Here is a 20,972-nt window from a genome sequence, read left to right as displayed (position 1 = left end):
GATCTTAAAATTCCAAAACGGTTTGATTTGATCCTTTTTTTTCAGTATAAGCCATATATGTCCAAATACTATAATCAATTGAACGTCTAGAAACATTCATTATGTCAGCTGCAAATTCAACTATTCCTTTTGAAAAATGATAATCTCTAGCTTCAATTCCTGCTTTTTCTAGAAAAGAGAATATATGTCTATCAACTGCAATTGTATCAACATTCATTAATTTAAGGAGATAGTCATAAGTTTTGCTACCAATTCCATTAATAGATAAGAATTCTTTTTTATTGTCTTCTTGTAGTAAAAAAAATTTCAGTTCCTCAGTAGAGTCAATCTCATTTTTCAAACAAAAATTTATTAAATCGATTATTCTTTTTAATTTGATTTCATGTTTCCATTGTATAATATTCTCTAAACCATCTGCTTCTATAAGGTTGAAAAAGTTTTTAACTGTATTGGCTTCAGGGTAATTATGATAAACGCTATTAACTCTGGGAGATACAATATGTTTATAATTTAGTCCTGCTTGTAATATTATATCCGTAAATAGTGCACCTATGTGGTTGTCATATGGGCAATTATTTGATGGAATTAACTCTAAATTAATTTCATTTTCTATAAAATCTATAAGCTTTCTAGCGTGAATTAGTTTCTCAATATTCATAACATTAAATGTTTTCTTTTTCGATTTGCTTCAAAGCATCTAGTCTATCAACACAATTTGGGCATGCACCACATGGTATATTTGGAGATGCTTGGCATGAAAATGTTATTCCTATGGGAGCATTTAAATCAATTCCTAGTTTAGCTACTTCATATTTTGAAAAGTTTCTAAATGGCATGAGAATTTTTACAGCTCCATATTCTTCTAATAAAACGTCTAAACTATCAAAAAAATTCGAGGAGCAATCGATTTCTTTTGCATGATTACTATTTATAAAAGCCGAGTAAACTTTATCCATCCCCATTGTCCTCGCAAAGGATGCCCCAATAGTTAGTAATAGAACATTTCTATAGGGGATATATAAATCGTCAGCATTAACTTCTTCATTCCACAAATCGGGAGCTTTTATAAATTTTGATGTTGAATATTTATAAATGTCAGAAACGTCAATAATTTCTATTTTTCCAATGTATTCAACAGGCAAAACTTGTTTTAAGCGATTTAATTCTGTTTCAAAACAATGTTGACCATAGTTTATTATTAGTGGTATAAATTCTATTTCATTTTTAATAAAATAATAGGCTAGAGTGGTAGAGTCTAGTCCTCCTGACATTAAAATTACCCCTTTTTCTATATTTATGTCTATCATATAATTTTTTGTGAGACTTCAAATGTTTTACAAATAATTTCATCCAAGCTAGATGATAATAAATCTGGAATTTGAGTTAGCATGCAGTTAGTGGCAATTTTATAGGGGTCATATACTAAAGTTGGAATTCCTCTTTCTACTGCTAAACCAATTTCAATTAATGTACCAGGGTCATTATAAAGAAGTACTGCAATTAATATTTTACATTGATTAAGTAAAACCATATCGTTATGAAATAATTCATTCTTTCTATTAGAAGATGCATCTTTCTCCATCTGTCCATTTTCCTTAATAGGACGTCTAGGACAAAAATTATGATATTTCAAATTATTGTCTAATAAATCTATTAGGCTAGTATCTTCAAAGTCAAAATCAGGAGCAGCAATATAAATATTAATTTCGCTTCTCTTTTCCCAAGGAAGCTTGAGCCCTCCTAATGCCATTAAATCTTGAATAGGACTTTTCAAAGTTCTTTGAGTCATTCTTTTAAAATCTTCAGGAAAAGTTGTTAATGCATATTCTGTTGCTATCCATGAAGCATAATTAAGGCTCTCTTCAAATGAAAACTTTTTTGACTGATTTAAAAAAATGCTATTGTAAACATCCCCAACACCAACTGAATGATTTATTGGTTGAGTCTGCGAAGGTATATAAATTAATTGACCTGCCGAAAATTCTAATGCTCTACTACCACCCCTATTTTCTTTAAGGACTACTTTTTTTGTTACTGGTTTCAAATCATTGAAAAAATCTAAAATTTCAAATAAGCCTGTGTTTTTATAATAATTTTTAAAATAATTTGAAGATGTAGATATAAAAATTGTTTCATAAATATGTTTGCCACTAATTTCTTCTAATTTATCAATATTGTTTGCAAAATCAATGCTGATTTGGCAATCTAAACTTAATAAATTTAAAACTTTTTGCAAATCGTAACTTCCTGATATGATTAGGATTTCTGAAAATTTATCGAGTTCATTAAACAAACCTTCATTATAACTTATTTTTAAATTTTCTCTTAGTAAGAATTCATATCCTTGATCACCAATTTCCTTCACCTCATTAATTAACATTACGTATGGAGAGCTTTCAACCTCTCCTAAATAAATAAGCTCTGGATCTCCTAATTCTTTTAAAAAAATCTCAATATGACTTTTAAGATATTTTGGTGCGAAATATGCTAAAGAATATTCAGTACCAGAAGCCCACAAAGCTCTAGCACAATGAATAATCCCACCTAATCTCATTTTTAAAGCAGAGTTTTTATCTCCTAAAGAAACATCAACTATAATGTCACCAATAATGCATAATTTTTCCATCTAAATATGTACTATATCGACGGAAACAAATGGTAAAGGATTATTTGAGGAACTTGATACAATTCCTTCGTAATTAAAATTATCGTCCATACATGCTTTTAAATAATTAAAACTAGTAGGTAAATATCCAATACAAAAGCCATTAGAATCAGTAACCGCAAGTCTTGGTCGTATGAAATTAACATGAACTTCCGTTCCAATTGGAGGAACTATACCATGATTAGTAAAATATTGACAGGTCTGTACTTCTTCAAGAGAAGAATTAAATGCTTTTGAACATCTATCTTGACCGCTATCACCACCTTGGTCAGCATTACCAATATTCCTTTTATAATCTGAAAAATTTCCCGAACCTGTACTTCCCATCTGTTTTGTTTTTTAAATGTTTTTTTTTTTACAATTAACTCAAATATAGGATTTTAACTTGTGTAAAAATTTATTTATTATTAAACTTCTTAAAATTCTCAGCTTGTTCAAAAATCTCTTTATAAATTTCATCACGATCCACTGGTGGATAGCCACTTTCTGCTAACAAGATAATTAGATCAACTTTTAGCTCTGCCTTTATATCGTCTCTCTTACTCCAATCAGTGTACTTTGCTTTGTCATCCACTACGAGCTTTACCTTTTGCGCTAAGATGATTAATTTATCTTCAGGATAATTGAAGTCGTATTTATGTGCTAAAGCTTTTAGAATGTCGTAAAATGCTTTTTCTTCAAAATCAATACCTAAATCTTTAAACGATTCCTTTTCTTTTTTGAGAGCATAATACAAATCTATGATTTCATCTGTGAAATCTTCCAATACACGACTTTGCAATACATCATCTTCCTTGCGTTCATTGTATTTATCAACAATAAACTGCAATCGTTTAGAAAAATCTATACCAGTAATTTTGTTTATTCTTTTTACATCATCAATTGCTTTGGCTAGTAATTTTTGTAGTAATTTAATTTTAGTATTTGGCAGTTTAATTTTATCAATTTTAGCCATATAATCATCCGAGAAAATATCGACTTCGGTTTGCCCTTCGTCTCCTAATTTGAATATCTCTTCAATACCATCACTTTCAATTGCATCTTGCAGCATTTGCTTTACTCTATTATTCATTTGAGCGGTATCAGGCGCAACACCTTTGGTCAATTTAAAAATAATAGAACGAACAGCCAAGTAAAAATGAATTTCATCTCGTTGCTCTTCAGAAAAGATTCCTGAACCTGAACAAATATCGTAAGCTGATTTTAATCTTTTCACGATGTACATAAAACGCTTTTCAAGTTCTTGAGTGAGTTGAATAAATTCAGAAGCCTGATTGAGCGTTTTTAATTGCTCTAATGGCGTACCACTGAAATAACCCGACTTATCAAATTTGTAAAACAATCTGCTTAATAAATCCAACTGGTCTTTTACTACGACAATAGATTGCTCAATATCTTCAATGTTTTCGTTATCGGCATTGCTGTATAAGGCCAAAGCCATGTTCATTTGTTTTTTGATGCCAATATAGTCTACAACTAATCCTTTTTGTTTTCCTTCAAATTTTCTATTTACTCTAGAAATCGTTTGAATTAAATTATGACGTTGAATCGGTTTATCAATATACATGGTATCCAAGAAAGGAACATCAAAACCTGTCAACCACATATCAACTACTATAGCAATTTTGAAATTTGATTTTTCATTTTTGAACTGACGATCTAGCTCTTTACGATCGTCCTTAGTTCCTAACAAATGATAAAGTGTTTCAGGATCATCTTTCCCACGAGTCATGACCATTTTGATTTGCTCCATCGGTTTGATTTCCTTTTTGTCTTTGTCTGACAACACAATATCGTCTGCTGCGACTTTTATTTGTCCCCATTCGGGTCTTAGTTCCAAGATGTTTTTATATAATTCATAAGCAATGGGTCTATTGCTACACACAAACATGGCTTTCCCTCTTACCGTTGAACCTTCTGCAATTCTATTTTCATAGTGCGTGACAAAATCTTGGGCAACCGTTTTTAAACGAGTAGGATCACCAATAATCGCATTCATTTGCGACATGGCTTTTTTACTTTCCTCTATTTGATTTTCATTACTTCCTTCTTCAGCACATTGATTGTAATAGGCTTCGATTTCGGCAAGTTTTTGATTATTCAACAATACTTTGGCTGCTCGTCCTTCATACACAATGCGAACGGTAATTTCATCTGCAACCGATTCGGTCATGGTGTAAGCATCTACTATTTCTCCAAAAACATCAATCGTAGCATCTATAGGAGTTCCCGTAAAACCTACATAAGTAGCATTGGGTAAAGAATCGTGTAAATGTTTGGCAAACCCAAAAGATTTTTTAACCCCAGTCTCTGTAACTTTTACTTTTTGATCTAGATTCGTTTGGCTTCTGTGCGCCTCATCTGAAATACAAATTACATTGGTTCTATCCGTTAATAATTTGGTGTCTTCTGTAAATTTATGAATGGTGGTCAAAAACACCCCGCCACTATTTCTGCCTTGCAATAGTTCTCTTAAATTAGAACGGCTTTCCACACTAATTATCGATTCATCACCCACAAATCCTTTCGCATTGGTAAACTGTCCTGACAATTGATCGTCTAAGTCTGTTCTATCAGTGATAATAACAATAGTTGGACTCGCAAAATATTTGCTTCGCATAAGCAAACGAGTCAGATACAACATCGTATAACTCTTTCCGCAACCAGTAGTCCCAAAATAAGTTCCTCCTTTACCATCACCCAATGGTTTTTGATGTTGTTTGATATTTTCAAAAAGTTTCGTTGCTGCGTAATACTGAGGATAACGGCAAACAATCTTATCATCCTTCTTGGAACTATCAGGTAAAAAAATGAAGTTTTGAATAATTTCACGAAGTCTTTTGCGATTAAACATCCCTTGAATAAGTGTAAACATTGCATCTATACCATCGACTTCTTTTATCATGCCTTCAATCTTTCTCCAAGCATAAAAGAATTCATAAGGAGCAAAAAATGATCCTGCTTTGGTATTGGCACCGTCACTAATCACACAAAAAGCATTGTATTTGAATAATTCTGGAATATCTCTTTTGTATCGAGTGGTTATTTGTATATAAGCATCATGTAGGGTTGTGTTTTCTTGAATGGCCGTTTTAAATTCAAAAACGACCAAAGGCAATCCGTTGATGTATAAAATCAAATCAGGAATGCGCATTTCATATCCTTTAATAGCTAATTGATTGACAATTTTATACGTATTATTATCGTTTTCCGAATAATCAATTAGTTGAACATAAAAATCTTTTTGGCTTCTATCCTCTCGCTTTAAAAGAAAACCATCACTCACCATTTTCATAATGGTTTTATTGCTTTCGTATAAATCGGATGAAGGCAAACGATCCAAATCTCTAACGATAGATTCAATCTCATTTTCAGTGATGTTTTCAGCTGCATAGACAGTTCGTAAATAGTTTTTCAAATCTTCTGTTAGCAATACTTGTTCACTAACAACATGACCGTAAACCGTTGGTGGCTCAGTTACGCCGTTATATTCTGTTTTACGTACTTCACCGCCTACTCGATGAGTCATTTTCTCATCTTGCAGTAAACTGATAAAGGCTTGTTCTAGTTGTGCTTCGGTAAATTTCATTTATTTAAATTACCATAACTTAGGTTAAATTAATTCGTTTTAAAATTTCTCATTACTTCTTTCATTCTCTCTAAAAGATCAGGAAAAGATTTAGAATCTCCAATAATCATATTTTCCTGCATCGCTTTATAATCTTGCTCCCACTCATTCAGTATTTCATTAGGCGGAATTATTTGCAAAGTATCCTTTTTGTGAAATTCATAACTTATGTTACGTAATGGGGTTAAGGCTTTTCTGTGCGCTACAATTTGTTCAAAAAGAGAATGATCTTCATACGCTATTTTTGCGTATTCAGAATCTACTAACTTATCTATATCGTACAAATGACGAGATAAACGATCGCTTCGTATTTGATTGATTGGTTTTAAAAATTCTTCATGCAGCAACAACACTTTTTCTATAAAAGTCCGTGTTGGCACGACCACATTTACCTTTGTTGCTTTTTTCGCAAAAGGAAGGTGTGCGTATTCGCTGTCTATAAATGAGATTACTTCTCGTTCCTCAGCAGGTTCAGTCAAAGAACGAGCGCCCATTTCAATTAATACTCTTGGCAGAATATAGGCATTATTACTCTCTATTAAAGGCTCATAATAAAATTCTAATGTATTGGGATCACTGGTGTCATCTACTTTGTCGTTGTATTTGATAGTGTAAGTTTCCGATGCAATTCCTAATTGTGTTAATTGATTTATCAACTCTTCTCGGAATTCGTTTATAATAAAAGATCCCGAAGCTGTTCTTAATCTCTTTATTGCCATTTTTGATGGTAATGCTGCAAAACCTAATAAACTTTTATCAATTATTAAATCAATATCTTCAGAGAAACGATTGATGATTTGGTAAGCCTTACTAAGGGAAGTTCCTCCTTTAAAAATAATATGAGGAGCATATTTTGATTGAAAAACAGCTTGCAATATAATACAAACCCAAGCATCCTTCTCAACCGCATAATCAGGCAAACCCGTTTTTACAGCTGTTTGTCTGATTAGATTTTGTTTTTGCTCTTTCGTAAGGTGTACCCACATAGCTTAATTTCTTAGTTCTGTAATTATTTTTTGTATCCAAACTGGCGCAAACTTACTTTGAGATTTTAGGATCTCTCCATCTACTTGCAAAGCAAAAGGCTTTAGTTTTTCTAAATCGCTTTCATTAATTTTATGCTGACCAATTTCTTTTAGAGCCTGAACAATTAACATCAATAAATGATCCTTAATGGCTAAATTGCGAGGAACTGTTTTTTTAAATTGAATAGAACGATTGCCAATTTCGATAATTCTTTGCGCTCCATCTGTTAAATAAACCGCTTTTAGCGGAATTTGAGTTGATAACCCCAATTGGTATAAAGCCAACGCTCCTGTTGGGGTAATACGTGTTTTGTCTCGCTTGGCAATCTCTACCGCAATTTCCTCTGTTGTGGGATATAATGTACCTAGCAGTTCATCTTTTTTAGGCACTAAGTAAATGCCGTGGGTCAAACGCTCCAACAAACCTTCTTTTTCTAAACGTGACAATACCTTTCGAATATTCTCTGGCGAGCCGAATTTTACAAAATCATCTGCGAAAAATATTTTACCCTTAGATGATTTTTTAATCTTTAATTCTATTTGATTATGTGAGGATTGCACGGTTTGTTGTTTAGAATTATGTCACAAATTTAGTAAATATTTGTGACATAATAATTTTATTTTGATTAATCGATGTAATGCTTTAACTTTGACATAGTCAAAGTTAAAGCATTACTATCATTAGACGTATTATATGTTTATTGGTTACCAAAACCACATACGGTTCAAAGCTTTTTAATAACTTACTTTTTACTCACCTCCATAACAAACTCAATATAGGTGAAAACATATTCATAGAAGCTCGCTAAGATAAAGACAACAATTTTAACGCAATACCATTCTTTTAAATGATATAAAAATGTCAAGTTTTTTGTATAATAAACTGGGTATTTTGTGTTTGAAATTGTTTTGTCAAGTTTTTGGAGTAGGAAACTTGATATTTATTTTTATAAACTTTCGTAATAGACTTTTAATTTATTAGACATTAATCTTCTACGTTCTTCTAAAAAACCTTCGTATGCCAAGTGATTTGCTTCCTCAATACTGCTTGGAATATCATTATTAATCAAGTTTTCTTTCAGGCTATTTTCAGAATCTAAAGTGCTGATTTCATTTGTTCCAGCTTGTATTTGAGCTTTTACCTTATCCAAATAATCTTTAGGTGTGAGCATACCCACTTTTATATTAGTCGCTTGTTCTGTAAAAACAAAATTAGCAACTTGGTTGTATGCCTTTTGAGGATAGCCATTGTTCATCAAGTATTTTTTTGGAAAAATATGATGTACATCACCTCGTTGTTCAATTAAACTACTAATTTTCATGCTTTTAGATAAAAAAGCCACTGTATTGTTATTTACTTGTGCCGCTAAATATAAGTTGTAAGCATTGTTGTTTACACTGGATGTTTCTAAATCGTTTATGATTCCGAAATCCCAAAATCCGGCACCTAAATGAGCTTGTTCCATTTGAGTTAAATAAGCTACTATACCTTTTTCGTTAATTTGCTTAATATCTTCATCTATTCGTGATTCAGCAGAACCCGAATAGCGACCGATAAACATACTCATAACCAACCAACGTTTTACGTAACCTTGTGATTCTGCTTCACCCATGCCGTCTTCACGCAATTTTAAATACAAGGCATAGGCAAAATTTAAACTGTTTTGGGAGGATATTAATTTCTTACTAATTAAACCTGTCGATTTAATAATCATAACAAATCGCTGGTAATTGGTTTGATTCACAAAAGCGGATAATCCTTCTGAGAGTTTGACATAACTTTCTTCTGCGATTTCAATATCATAGGAACGACTTTCAAAATTACGCCCAGATAATAAGGCAACTAAATCACTGAATTTGCCACGGCTAAATTTAAAAGTGAAAGCCACACGCAACATGTCAATGTAATCGGGAACATATAAATCATCACTACTTGTCGCCATCCATTTTATTTCCTTATAAAAATCGGATTGGCTAAATGTACTGTCGTTATCTAGAATGTGTTTATTGAATCCTTTATCAACTAATAATCGGCAGAAATAATCAATCATTTTGCGCATTGTATTTCCTCCAAATTTTTCATCTGAAGCAATTTTAGACATAACAAAATCTGCATTACTTAGTACAACTCCTTTCTGATTGATACGGATAAAAATCTCAGTTACGGTATCAATATCCAGACCAGCATCTAACTCAATAATTCCAACTTGTTTCGTTTTGATACGCTTTAAGTTTTCTATCCGTTCTTCAACTAAATCCTCATTGGCTTTAGGATTATCGGCAATGTATTTTTTAATAGCTTTCGAAATTGATACTTCATCATTTACAATTGGGTTGATATTATCTATCCATTCGGAGCTTTTTTCGATTGCCTTATTCAAAACTTCAAATTTTTCGTCAATGGGATTAAAAGCAATTCGGATAGTAGTTTCTTTATAGTTTTTATCCAATACTCGCTGACCTACAATAGCAGCAGTAAGAGCAGTAATACGCTGTTGACCATCAATCAAAACTCTTTTTCCAGCAGAAAGTTGCCCGTTTTTTAATTTAACGTCCGGATTACGCCAAGTGATAATGTAGCCAACAGGATAACCTTGATATAATGAATCAATTAAATCTCTAACCTTAGTGCTGTTCCATACAAATGGACGCTGAATTTCAGGAATTGCAATGTCGCCAGATTTGATCCAACTTAATAAAGTTTCTACTGGTTGTTGATGAACGCTGTATTTTGCCATTAATTGTTTTAATTTAAATTAGGAACGCCAAATGTTTTCTCTAGTTATACTTCTGTGAATTTTATTAATTTCAAGATTTAACTTAGATCAGGTGATTTTTAATTGATATAAATAATCTAAAGCATTGTCTGATGCTCCAGCATAATTTTTTCTCCAATTATTTAAATCAGTTATTGTTAATTGCGTTAAATGGTCTGTGTCTAAATTATATTCAATCTCAAAATGTGAGAATGTTTTAGTTCCTTCAAATAATTTTTTAATTCTATGTTCGTCGATTTTTTTTCTTTTTATTAGCTTTGTCATTCCAATTTCTGAGTAAATCCAAGGAGAAATGACTTTACTTATAACTTCTTTCGGTTTAACTGAATTGGGTGTATTTAGAAATATGATACATTCGCAATTATCAATCATTTGCATTAATGCCGTATTAAGCATCATGTGAACATGACTAGAAGCGTATAGAACTTTATCATAATGATATTTCCCATCTGCAATTCTGCTGTATTTTTCATCGATGATATTTTGCAAAACTTTGGAATATCCCCAAATGCATGAGTCAACGAATACTTTTAAATCAAAAACATTTTTTAACCAACCCGCAAATGCAATAACCAAGTCTTTATCAGCATGTGAGTGCGATAGAAAAATATCAGCATCAATTTTAGGAAACCAAGCAGATTGCATTTTATTTCCGTCAATACTTCCATCGGTATCACTGAACTCTTTAATTGTTTCACTTATTTCTAACTCATACTCATCAAAATCTTTTTTACCTATTTGTAGATATTTTTTAAAAGAGCCTTTGAAACTATCTTCTTTTAAATTTTTTAATTCAAAACCTATAAACATATTTATTTACTGTTGTTTTTAATAACACACTCACATTCAGTTTTTTCAGATTTTATTTTTGATTCGATATTAAACATTGAATGGTTAGCCAATAGTAATAAAACAATCATAGTCCCATAAACTGAAATTAAAGTTCGTCCCATAAAACAAGCCCAATAATTACATAAATATTTATTATGCAAAGTATACGTTATATTAAATAAGGAAATTAATACAAATACGACAGTAAAAATGATTTTGAATACTACCTGATCAAAGAAAAAATACGATACAAGTGCACATAAAACACTAACTGCTGAAATACAATAATAAAGTTTACTTGAAATAGACGGCGACGTATCGTAATTCTTATAATTCATATCAAGTATCAAAGTATTATTAGAACCTGGGGAATTTGGATTAAATGGTTCTATAGTTTTAGAATAAATGTATATATACCTTCTTTCTTGCTGTAAAAAATAAGCATTGATAAACCAAAATAAGAATATGATTAAAAGTACAATTACCATTTCTATAGGGAAATTATAGAATGATTTTTTAAATATATAATTTCCTTCAAGCTTATTTAAACCTAAAATGATACCTACTAATGTGATTGCCCAACCTTTTATTATAAATGAATTTGTACTCATACGATTAATCGTATTTTGTATAAATTCTAAATGTTTCAATGTTTTATCGTCCATATTATTTTCTTTTTAACCACTCTTTTAAAGGTAAAACATTTTCAGTATCGGCATCAATTGGAGTTTTTACGTAGTAACCTTTGGGGATATAACGACCATTTTTGTATGTATTGCTTCCGTCTTCAAAATCAATATAAGGATAAATTCTTAAATATTCTGCTCCTCTAAATGATTGTGATGCTTTATTGATAGGGAATAATGCAATGCTTTCAATATACTTAGCTGCATCGCCCAAACCTAATTCCCAATTACACCATTTTGAGTTAATGGCATCTGGAGTTGCAACTAAAATAAATTTATCGGCAGATTTTATTTTATTTTTTAATCTAACTGCGGTTGCTCCATTAGTATATGCGGGCATATCATTATCCATCCAATCTACATATACATCAACTCCTTCTTGTTTGAGAAAAGCTATAACATCTTGTAACATAGAAAATTCATCATGTTTATGAGACAAAAAAATCATTGGTTTTGTTTTATCTCTAGATACGTTTTCATTTAAGTTTACAATATTATCAGCAGAGAATGTTTTAGTTCTATTTCTATATTGAGAAAGTTGATTTTCGTTTATGTAACTCATTTTTATTATACAGTTTTGGTTATATTGTAATTATCTTTTGCTTCTCTTATTTCAATAGCTTTGTTCAAATAGGTGTTAGGGTAGCTTTTGAAATCACTCCATTTGACTGTTTTAATAAATGAGAAATCTCCATGATGAATTATCAAGCCATTACATGAAGACTCTGTTGGATTCTTCATGTTAAACATATTTCTACTTAAAATATTAAAAAGTTTATCGGTATGATGTGAGGTGCAATTGCATGCTGGATTTTCAGTATAATACCATTCATAGGAATTATTTTCATCGGGTAGCACAATTCCTAAAACTGCATTCATTCGACTTGTTCTATCATTTCTAGTAACTTCTTTAAGGGAATATGAAATTTCCCAAGGTATCCATTGATCTTTTTCAGGAGAATATCTTTCTACCATTCCTTTAGAAATCATAACGATGGTTATAGAACTTCTATATATTTTGTCTTTTAAACTGGATTGAATATAACCTTCCGAGAAATCCTTTAAACTTTCACCATCCTTTTCTCCTAGATTAATATGATCTTCATCGTCTAAAATAGATTGAAGTTCATCAACATAATCTCTTACTCTAGTTAACCGATCTCTAGTAATGAACTGTCCATTGACGTAAGCAAATTCTCTTTTTCTTAAAGAATTAACCAAAGTATCTGCATATTTATAAGAAACAAAAATATTTTTCCCCATACTTCTCAATATTGATTTCTAATTGTTATCGCTTTTTCAACCAAATTTGTTATATTATTTTTAATGTCGTCATATACATAGCTACTTGAAGAATACTCTGATTCAAAAACCGGAATATGGCTTGCTAATAATCTCTTTCCTTTTGTAGATTGTTTTCCGTTAGAGTCTTCTAACTTGTGAATATAAATTCCACAGACCGCTTTTCCTAACTCCCAAGCTTTCTTGATTTCATAATTTACCCATTTACGTTCACTAGTTTTTTCTCCAATTAGAACAACTAGACAGGATTTGTCTTTCAGATTCTCATCTATCCACGCTTGAATAATTGAATCACTCTTACTTTTTACTTCTTCCCATTTATTTCCGTTTACTGGCTTGTCGCCTTCAACTGAACCAATGTTTCTAATTTGACCAGCCCTCCAATTATCATTGTCAAAATGGAAGCTATAAAATACTTTTCGAGGCATAATCTATATTTTATCAATTAATAACTTTTGAAATAAACTAGTGTAACCATAATCATTGAGAAGCCTTTCTTCCTTGAATTGTTCAGGTAGTAAACTATCATAAACAATTTTTGTTGCTGCTCCAGTACTTGCGATAGGTAAAAGTAAAGCTTCCGGATGTAACTCTTTAAACATTTTATATTCAACTTCGATTCCATCCATACCTCCAATAAAAACAGCTGCTGCAAATTCATTTTCAGAAAACATTCGTTCTCGCATTCGTTGAATACTCGAATGTATATCACCCATGTTTTCTGTGAATTCAATATTTTCAAATTTGTTATTGTCTGTTGGGAAAATATCTTTGAAAAATAAAGATTGATAAAGTTTTACATGTTCTTGGATATTTAAATTCATTTTTTCCATTACATAATTAACTAGGGGAGTAATTGAAGGATGTCCTCCCCATATGATTCTATGATGTGGTAAAACTATTGATGTTAATGCAATTAGGGATTCTCTAATTGCGATAATGTCGGCTGTTTCATAATACTTCGCATGTCTTTCAGGCAACGGTATACTCGCTGATAAAAATATATTTTTCATAATGTAGAAAACCATTTATTAAAATTCAGTTTCTTAATAGTTTGTATTTTTAGATATTTATTAAGCCAATCTAAATGTTCTAGCCAATAGTCTCTAATTGACATTTCATCGTAAATTAAATGGATAGAATCGATTTCTCCTTTTTCTATCTTTGCTATTAATTTTTCGGAATTGAAACAATTAATTGATTGAGGAACTCCTATAGTAGGAATATAAATTCGTCTTTTTCCATCTGATAAATTTTCAGTAATATATCGACTAAATTGTAAATTTACTTCAATATTGTTATAATTAGCAGCTTCGATAAATTCTGTTATTAAAGCATCTTGTCTTGCTGCTAAGTTTCTCGCTCGAACACTTTCTATAAGATCTATTGTTTCCGTTACTTTTCCAATTTCTAGTCTACCTTTAGCTAAATCACTAAAGAGTGGTTTGTCAAAATCACTGTTCGTTAATTTTATTGAATGTGCTAATTGCGCAAAATTCTGAAAATCATTATCGGGCCAAATTAAATGAACGATTCCAATTCTTTTAAGATGGGCTTTTTCTAGTTCATATCCACACCATTCACTTTCCAAAAAATCCTTTGTATTCAACATTAAAATTACATCACAATCTGTCATTCTATGCCATAATTCTTCTTGAAATTCTTCTCCTTTATCTATAGAATGAGTATCTAGAAAGACATCAAAATTATTTTTTTCTAAAGCTTCATATAATTGAATTGCGACATTACTTGATTCCGTTCGTTTGTATGAAATGAAAATTTTCCTGTTCTTTCGTAACAATTCAAATCCTTCTAAAACAAGATTACAAATTCTATTTATGTTATTATCGAATTGCAATCCATTTTGATTTCTTAACTCATCAGGCATTTCGTCACCGAATGAATTTATAAAAAGTGGAAGAATTGTGTTTCCATCAATTTTTTGCTTTTTAAGCGCCTCTAAAGCACCATCATCTAAATTGTTTTTATTGCCTGAATATATTACATAGGCAGGTTGACCACCTGAATATTCAGTGATATTATCCATAGTGATAATTTTTAATAGATCACCAATAAGTTTTAACTCATCAAACCTCGTAGCTAATGAAGCTATAATTTTATCAAATAATGCTTCATTATCGGCTAGTAATATTAATTGGTACTTATATTTCATATATTTTTAATTTCTAATTTAATAATATTTATAATTAATTAAAAAATTACTCTTTTTTTTCTTTATAACTCTTAAACAAAAAAACCGCCATTGAACCAGCTAAATTTACAGCAAGTTCACCATGCCTTACGCTCGGTTTTACATTCGTTTTGCTTTTCCCATGTGCGTCACCCAATTTATTTCGCAATGCTCCTAAGCCAGTAACAACACTACTAATACCACCTAAAATTTGTTTAAAGATACCTTCGTTATGAAGTTCAGGGGCAAGATTTAACGATTTTGCAACTTCTTTATACAATACAGGTAGATCCGCTCCATCGTTGTATGAAATTGATTGCTCATCAAGAATATATTTCAGTACACTTTCAATCAAAGTTCTAGCAGCAGTAATAGCTCCTTCTGGATCACTTTCTTTTCTTTCGATGGCTTTTTCCCATAAAGCATGAATATAGGATTCATTAAAAACGATTGTTTCATTTAATGGTGATATTTTATCCGTTTCAAGATAAGAAAGCAAAGAATTAAATTCTTCCCAAATAAATTCTCTTCTTTCCTGATAGGTACTATAACGAGCTTTTATAAACATCCAAAATTGATCCGTTGTTCTATTTACTGTTAACCACTTAGGTAATAAATGAGAAATCGATTTATTTGAAATCAATAAATCTCTACTCTTCACAAAAGCATCTTCGTTAAAACCACCTCCAGTAGAACGTAAAATTAAATGATCTTGAAAGTATTGTACTAGTTCAAAATCAGTTAACGAATCAATATATTTTAATTCATCATTCATTAAACTGTCTCTATTTTAGTTTCAACTTTTGTCATTTTCGCAAGTAATAAGATATTCAATTCTTCTAGTTTATCTATCATTTCTAGACTTTTAAAATTATCAATTGATGATGCTGTTTTTGAATAAATTTTCAATGTATTTTCATCTGGTATCAAAACTTTTAAATCTTTTATTTGGTTAGGAGAAATATTAGCTTGATTAGCACTACCTGTTGAACCATTTAATAATTCCGTTTGGATGTCTTGAGATGAAATAAATTGAAAAATAAATTCATTATAAAAATCTTGCTTTGGTAGTATCTTACAAACCCTTTGATTAATTAATGCTTTTACTTTATAATAATACTTACCGACTTGACCTACTGCTGAATTTAATTGATTTGCTCCCGATCCAGTCATCGAAATTAGAATGTCTCCTTTATTTGCAGTTAGCTTTCGAAGATTGGCAGAAATTTTGTTATTATAATACTGTGTGTCACTTTGAATATAAACATATGGTGCTTTTATATTTTTAATTTTTATTATTGGGTAAATTCCTTTCAGATCAAAATCTTCACTTTTGAAAGCATATCCATTAATTGTTTCTATTAGATTACCAAAGTAGTTATATTCCCATCCTACGGGAATCTCCTTCTCCAATTCTTCGCACCAAATCATTTTCCCTCCATTACTTTTATAAGGTTTTCCCTTTTCATCAGGAAATTCAAAATCCACAAACCATTGTTTGTAAATAGTCTGAGCAGTTTCTTCTAGTGTAGTGATGAGTTGTTTGTTTAAGGCAATACGGTTTTGAATGATGTTGTATTCTCGAACAATTTCTTGTTGTTTATCAACTGAAGGGATAGGCACAATTTCATTCCACAGAAATCTTCCCATTCTAAGCTTCCTCTCACACCACCAACGGCATGAAAGCAAGCTTCACGGTCAAATTCAGAACGAGTAAACCACATCATTAAATATTCAGGTAGCAATTCTTTTGTATTTATGATTTCAAAAATCGGATACGCTTGTGAAATAATTGCAGGTGCATCTTCTAAATATAAAGCTACAGGCATTTTTTTATCACGACGAACTTGCATTGTATTACAAGCAAAGTGATTTTTACGGATAATTTTGTAATTCTCCATATCAGTGCCAATAGTATTCGCAACTGATTTTATGAATTGTTTAGAAATACTAAGTCCCAATAATGAAGTTATTTTTAATCCTTTGTTGCGTTCATCCACTAATTGGATATAATCCCCAATAGGTTTATAATTCGATCCCATAACCTAACTCTTCAAATACGGTTAATAAATCGGTTTTAGACTGTTCTTCGGCTTTTAATAATTCCGAAAATTCACTTTGTAAGTCTTTCATTTTATCTTCAAAATCAATATTTTCATCACGATTGACAAAAGTGATGTATTTACTCGGCACTAAAGAAAAATCTTTGGCAATTAGGTCTGTCAAAGTCGCAGAGTAAGAGAACTCAGGAACATTTTCATAAACAGATAAATCGGTCTGCCAATTGTGGTAGGCTTCTGTAATTTCAAGAATATTCTCTTCTGAAAATTGCGTAAATTTCTTTTCAAAAGGAATTCCTTTTTCACGTAAGTCTAAAAACAAAATTTCGCTTTCTCTATTGCGATACTTTCGTGTAGCATCAGGTAATTGCACTGTTCTGGCTTTTTTGTTTTTATTCAAAATCCAAAGTGTCACACTAATATTTGTGGTGTAAAACATATTTTGTGGCAAAATCACAATAGCCTCTACAATATCATTTTCGATCAATTTTCTACGAATTTTATATTCTTCACCACCACCCGAGAGTGCGCCATTGGCTAAGATAAAACCTGCTACGCCATTATCTGAAAGTTTGGCAACCATATTCAAAATCCAACCGTAATTAGCATTGCTTGTTGCTGGCACATCGTAGCCTTTCCAGCGAGGATCATCTACTAATTCATCACTGGCTCTCCAATCTTTTTGGTTAAAAGGAGGATTAGCCATTATGTAATCAGCTTTTAAATCGGGATGTTGGTCACGTCCAAAGGTATCCGCAGGAACATCGCCCAAATTAGCTGCAATACCGCGAATGGCAAGGTTCATTTTGGCAAGCTTATAAGTCGTAGCCGTGTATTCTTGTCCGTAGATGGAAATTTCTTTTTTGTTCCCGTGGTGGTTTTCTATAAATTTAATAGACTGTACAAACATACCACCTGAACCACAAGCAGGATCATAAATCACGCCTTTGTAAGGTTCTATCATTTCGGCAATCAAGTTAACAATACTTTTTGGGGTATAGAATTCTCCTTTTCCTTTTCCTTCGGCTAAGGCAAACTTGCTCAGGAAATATTCATACACACGACCTACAATATCTTGCTGTTTGTCTTTTATAGTATCAATATTGTTTATGGTATCTAATAAAGCTGCCAGTTTACTCACGTCCATATTCAGGCGTGAAAAGTAATTATCAGGCAAAGCTCCTTTAAGAGCAGGATTGTTTTTTTCGACAGTATGTAAGGCAGTGTCAATTTTTAATGCAATATCATTTTGTTTGGAATTGGCAATAATAAACGACCAACGGGATTCTTCAGGCAAAAAGAAAATATTCGACATATTGTAGAATTCCTTTATTTCAAGGTATTTTTCTTTTCCTTCTGCAATCAATTCTTGTCTTCTTTCTTCAAACTTGTCACTGGCAAATTTTAGGAAAATCAATCCTAAAACAACGTGTTTATATTCAGATGATTCTACTGTTCCTCTTAATTTATTGGCGGATTCCCAAAGTGTTTCTTCAATGCTTTTTTCTTTCTTTGCTTTAACTTGTTTGGCCATTATTCTATGATAACTATTAGGGTAAGATTTTATTCTTTGCTAAGGTATCTAAAAAAATAATTTTAAAAATGTGGTAAACCATAAAATGAGAATAATTTTCCCTTTTTTAGTCCTATTGTAGAAGTTAATATGTTAGCTTCAAGGTCAAGAGTTCAAATATGTTTGTTATTATGTACAAAACAATTGTTTTTGATTGAAATAACAAGCGTTTTATTAATTTGATGTTATTTATTCGACAATCCTTTTCTCCTTTTTCCCCTCTTTTTGTTTTTCAATTGGTATGGTAAGTAATCAGAAGAGTATTCAGTATGCAAGAGCATATCCAGTACTTTTACCAAATCTTGAATAGTAAGTGTATCTTTTTGATGTTGAAGAATATCAATCAACGATTCTTTAGGAGGAAGTTTTTTATACATCTGATTCCTTTTTTCTTCATCAGCAATTTTTAATCCACAACGTTCTTCAATGGCTTTTCCACTGTATTGTTTACCTAAGCTACTGCCATTAAAAACGTTTTTTGTAGTATGATCAACATACGTTATGCCATATAATTGACCTTCGACACTTTTTCTAAAGACAGTATGAATGCCTTCTTTTTCCAATAACTTTGCCAATTCCTTTATGGATATCTCCCGATCTTTTAGCAGAACCTTATCAATGGCATTTTTTGCTCGTGTTTTCTCTGATACTTTTCTAATTTCGTTTCCTTTAAATTTTCCCTCTAAAAACTTCAAAGTTGGTTTAAAATATAAATCACTTGCTTTAATTGGAACGCCAATGGGTTTGCCCTGTTCGTTTAGTATTCGGTACACTAATCCATTTGCCAAAAATATTTTTGAATTCTCACTACCACTATCTGCCAAAATATTATATTGTTTCAGCACCGCATTCAGTTCGGGAAGACTTGAATATTTATACTCATTGAGCACCTGGTTTAAAACATTGGTTAAGGCTTTTTTTGACTCAATTTTTCCATACTGAACTTTTCCCATTGAAATTGGTTTCAAATTAAATTCCTCTTTCTTTTTTCGTCCTTCCGCTTTTACCAGTCCAAAGAGTTCTTCAATTTCTTTTCTAGCGGGTTCTGATTTTCGTATTCCTAAATGATGGAGATCAATTCGTTTGCCATCCCTTTCGATATTTATTGAAACCACATGAACGTGCGGATGTCCCGCATCGTGATGTTGGTACACCAAATAAGGTTGTTTTCCGAAGCCTATTTTCTCCATATAGGTATCAGTAATTGCCATTAGTCTTTCTTTAGAATGATTTTCTGAGGGGTCAAAATTCAGTGAAATATGCACGCTGTTTCGTTTTGCATTTTCATTAAGTTCTGCCAGTTTTAAAAACCTATTTAGTTTTAACGTAAAGTTCAATTTTTCTAATTCTAATGGATAATTTACTGCACTGATACATTGAGCAACTCCTGCTTTAACTTTGTTTTCGTTGTAATTTAGAATGCTGTGTATAGAATGACTTGTTTTTATAATTGTAACCATGACTCTGATATTTTTTGAGTATGGTTTCTAACTTCATCCATTTTATTAAAGAGTATTTTTTTCTCAAATTCGAAGCGAAGTAACTGTTCCTTAAATTCCGGAATTTGTTTTAATGTATTAACCTTTTTAGCAATTTGATTAATGTTGTTTCCAATAGAATTTAGTTCATTGGTAAGCGTAATTGTTTCTTCAATAAAATCGTCTAACGACTGATTTCGATAAGTGGTCACAATAGGTTTGTTAAATAAGTGCCTTCTGATATGGTCACTTAATTTTCGGCAGGTACTTGCTCTAAATTTGCGCTCAATCTGTGCATATTCTTCGGGTGTAAACCTTAACCCAACAATGCGTGTTCTGTTTGAATTTTCTCTTTTCATCATCTTTCATTTTTATTGTTTTCAAACTCTCTTCCTTTTAGTGTCACCACCACCGAGTTCCGAGGTAATAGGTGGCAAGATAGGCGGTTGTTTAACAACCGTTCATCTTGCCGATTGCAGGAACGTGGCAATCTTTGAGATTTTTAAAAGTCTGACACTAATTTATAAATGAAAAAAAGATATATCCTATCGTAGTTAAATTTCTACTAGGATTGAAGGAGTTGTGTTTTATGGAAAGAAGTAGTCAAAACCGCTACAGCCTAAATCACTTTCCCAAAGAAAAAGGAAAAAAAGAAAGCAGATTTGAAATTGGACAGTTAGGTAAACGGAGTGCTATAAGTCCCGAAGGGTGACAGGACGAGGAACGAGGATTGTCATTATGCGCACGTAGTTGCCG

General features: G+C 31.6%; 21 protein-coding genes. All 21 read right to left on the bottom strand.

From position 1 onward, the window contains the following. Nucleotides 1–4: 4 nt before the first annotated feature. Nucleotides 5–658 (bottom strand): HhH-GDP family DNA glycosylase, encoded by a 654-nt coding sequence (locus DOS84_RS13160; RefSeq protein WP_111410585.1) that lies wholly within the window; start codon nucleotides 656–658, stop codon nucleotides 5–7. A 4-nt stretch (nucleotides 659–662) separates the two neighbouring features. After that, the gene (locus tag DOS84_RS13155; protein ID WP_207802064.1) at nucleotides 663–1,307 is read right to left on the bottom strand and encodes a 7-cyano-7-deazaguanine synthase; all 645 of its coding nucleotides are present in this window, start codon (nucleotides 1,305–1,307) and stop codon (nucleotides 663–665) included. Next, the gene (locus DOS84_RS13150; protein WP_111410584.1) at nucleotides 1,304–2,626 is read right to left on the bottom strand and encodes a nucleoside 2-deoxyribosyltransferase; all 1,323 of its coding nucleotides are present in this window, start codon (nucleotides 2,624–2,626) and stop codon (nucleotides 1,304–1,306) included. Before DOS84_RS13150 ends, DOS84_RS13155 begins: the two co-directional genes overlap by 4 nt. Continuing rightward, on the bottom strand, nucleotides 2,627–2,992 hold the full coding sequence (locus tag DOS84_RS13145; RefSeq protein WP_111410583.1) for a hypothetical protein: 366 nt from the start codon (nucleotides 2,990–2,992) through the stop codon (nucleotides 2,627–2,629). It abuts the gene before it with no gap. Between the two features lie 70 nt (nucleotides 2,993–3,062). After that, on the bottom strand, nucleotides 3,063–6,254 hold the full coding sequence (locus tag DOS84_RS13140) for a type I restriction endonuclease subunit R (RefSeq protein WP_111410582.1): 3,192 nt from the start codon (nucleotides 6,252–6,254) through the stop codon (nucleotides 3,063–3,065). Between the two features lie 29 nt (nucleotides 6,255–6,283). Further along, a complete protein-coding gene (locus tag DOS84_RS13135) occupies nucleotides 6,284–7,279 on the bottom strand; it encodes a nucleotidyl transferase AbiEii/AbiGii toxin family protein (RefSeq protein WP_111410581.1) in 996 nt (331 codons plus the stop codon). 3 nt (nucleotides 7,280–7,282) lie between these two features. Beyond that, a complete protein-coding gene (locus DOS84_RS13130; RefSeq protein ID WP_111410580.1) occupies nucleotides 7,283–7,879 on the bottom strand; it encodes a DUF6088 family protein in 597 nt (198 codons plus the stop codon). Nucleotides 7,880–8,265: 386 nt separating this feature from the next. Beyond that, nucleotides 8,266–10,056: a GmrSD restriction endonuclease domain-containing protein gene (locus tag DOS84_RS13125; protein WP_111410579.1), complete on the bottom strand. Its 1,791-nt coding sequence runs from the start codon at nucleotides 10,054–10,056 to the stop codon at nucleotides 8,266–8,268. An 87-nt stretch (nucleotides 10,057–10,143) separates the two neighbouring features. Then, a complete protein-coding gene (locus DOS84_RS13120) occupies nucleotides 10,144–10,905 on the bottom strand; it encodes a hypothetical protein (RefSeq protein ID WP_111410578.1) in 762 nt (253 codons plus the stop codon). Nucleotides 10,906–10,907: 2 nt separating this feature from the next. After that, nucleotides 10,908–11,591, bottom strand: coding sequence for a transmembrane 268 family protein (locus tag DOS84_RS13115; protein WP_111410577.1), 684 nt, complete (start codon nucleotides 11,589–11,591; stop codon nucleotides 10,908–10,910). Nucleotide 11,592: 1 nt separating this feature from the next. Further along, a complete protein-coding gene (locus DOS84_RS13110; RefSeq protein WP_111410576.1) occupies nucleotides 11,593–12,174 on the bottom strand; it encodes a toll/interleukin-1 receptor domain-containing protein in 582 nt (193 codons plus the stop codon). Between the two features lie 5 nt (nucleotides 12,175–12,179). Further along, on the bottom strand, nucleotides 12,180–12,875 hold the full coding sequence (locus tag DOS84_RS13105) for a TIR domain-containing protein (RefSeq protein ID WP_111410575.1): 696 nt from the start codon (nucleotides 12,873–12,875) through the stop codon (nucleotides 12,180–12,182). A 5-nt stretch (nucleotides 12,876–12,880) separates the two neighbouring features. Next, nucleotides 12,881–13,342: a TIR domain-containing protein gene (locus DOS84_RS13100; protein WP_111410574.1), complete on the bottom strand. Its 462-nt coding sequence runs from the start codon at nucleotides 13,340–13,342 to the stop codon at nucleotides 12,881–12,883. Nucleotides 13,343–13,345: 3 nt separating this feature from the next. Then, on the bottom strand, nucleotides 13,346–13,927 hold the full coding sequence (locus DOS84_RS13095) for an SLOG domain-containing protein (RefSeq protein WP_111410573.1): 582 nt from the start codon (nucleotides 13,925–13,927) through the stop codon (nucleotides 13,346–13,348). Then, on the bottom strand, nucleotides 13,924–15,087 hold the full coding sequence (locus tag DOS84_RS13090) for a toll/interleukin-1 receptor domain-containing protein (protein ID WP_111410572.1): 1,164 nt from the start codon (nucleotides 15,085–15,087) through the stop codon (nucleotides 13,924–13,926). The genes DOS84_RS13095 and DOS84_RS13090 overlap by 4 nt, the downstream gene beginning before the upstream one ends. Nucleotides 15,088–15,133: 46 nt before the next feature. Then, on the bottom strand, nucleotides 15,134–15,880 hold the full coding sequence (locus DOS84_RS13085) for an abortive infection family protein (RefSeq protein WP_111410571.1): 747 nt from the start codon (nucleotides 15,878–15,880) through the stop codon (nucleotides 15,134–15,136). Then, on the bottom strand, nucleotides 15,880–16,755 hold the full coding sequence (locus DOS84_RS13080) for a restriction endonuclease subunit S (RefSeq protein ID WP_111410570.1): 876 nt from the start codon (nucleotides 16,753–16,755) through the stop codon (nucleotides 15,880–15,882). Before DOS84_RS13080 ends, DOS84_RS13085 begins: the two co-directional genes overlap by 1 nt. After that, nucleotides 16,653–17,147, bottom strand: coding sequence for an HAD family hydrolase (locus tag DOS84_RS13075; protein WP_111410569.1), 495 nt, complete (start codon nucleotides 17,145–17,147; stop codon nucleotides 16,653–16,655). The genes DOS84_RS13080 and DOS84_RS13075 overlap by 103 nt, the downstream gene beginning before the upstream one ends. Then, the gene (locus DOS84_RS13070; protein WP_111410568.1) at nucleotides 17,131–18,699 is read right to left on the bottom strand and encodes a type I restriction-modification system subunit M; all 1,569 of its coding nucleotides are present in this window, start codon (nucleotides 18,697–18,699) and stop codon (nucleotides 17,131–17,133) included. The genes DOS84_RS13075 and DOS84_RS13070 overlap by 17 nt, the downstream gene beginning before the upstream one ends. 224 nt (nucleotides 18,700–18,923) lie before the next feature. After that, nucleotides 18,924–20,198, bottom strand: a complete 1,275-nt coding sequence (locus DOS84_RS13065) for a relaxase/mobilization nuclease domain-containing protein (protein ID WP_111410567.1) — start codon at nucleotides 20,196–20,198, stop codon at nucleotides 18,924–18,926. After that, nucleotides 20,183–20,575, bottom strand: coding sequence for a plasmid mobilization protein (locus tag DOS84_RS13060; protein ID WP_341537934.1), 393 nt, complete (start codon nucleotides 20,573–20,575; stop codon nucleotides 20,183–20,185). Before DOS84_RS13060 ends, DOS84_RS13065 begins: the two co-directional genes overlap by 16 nt. Nucleotides 20,576–20,972 lie beyond the last annotated feature (397 nt).

The organism is Flavobacterium aquariorum (assembly GCF_003254745.1).
GTDB lineage: Bacteria > Bacteroidota > Bacteroidia > Flavobacteriales > Flavobacteriaceae > Flavobacterium > Flavobacterium aquariorum.
This window is presented reverse-complemented; position numbering and strand designations above follow the sequence as displayed.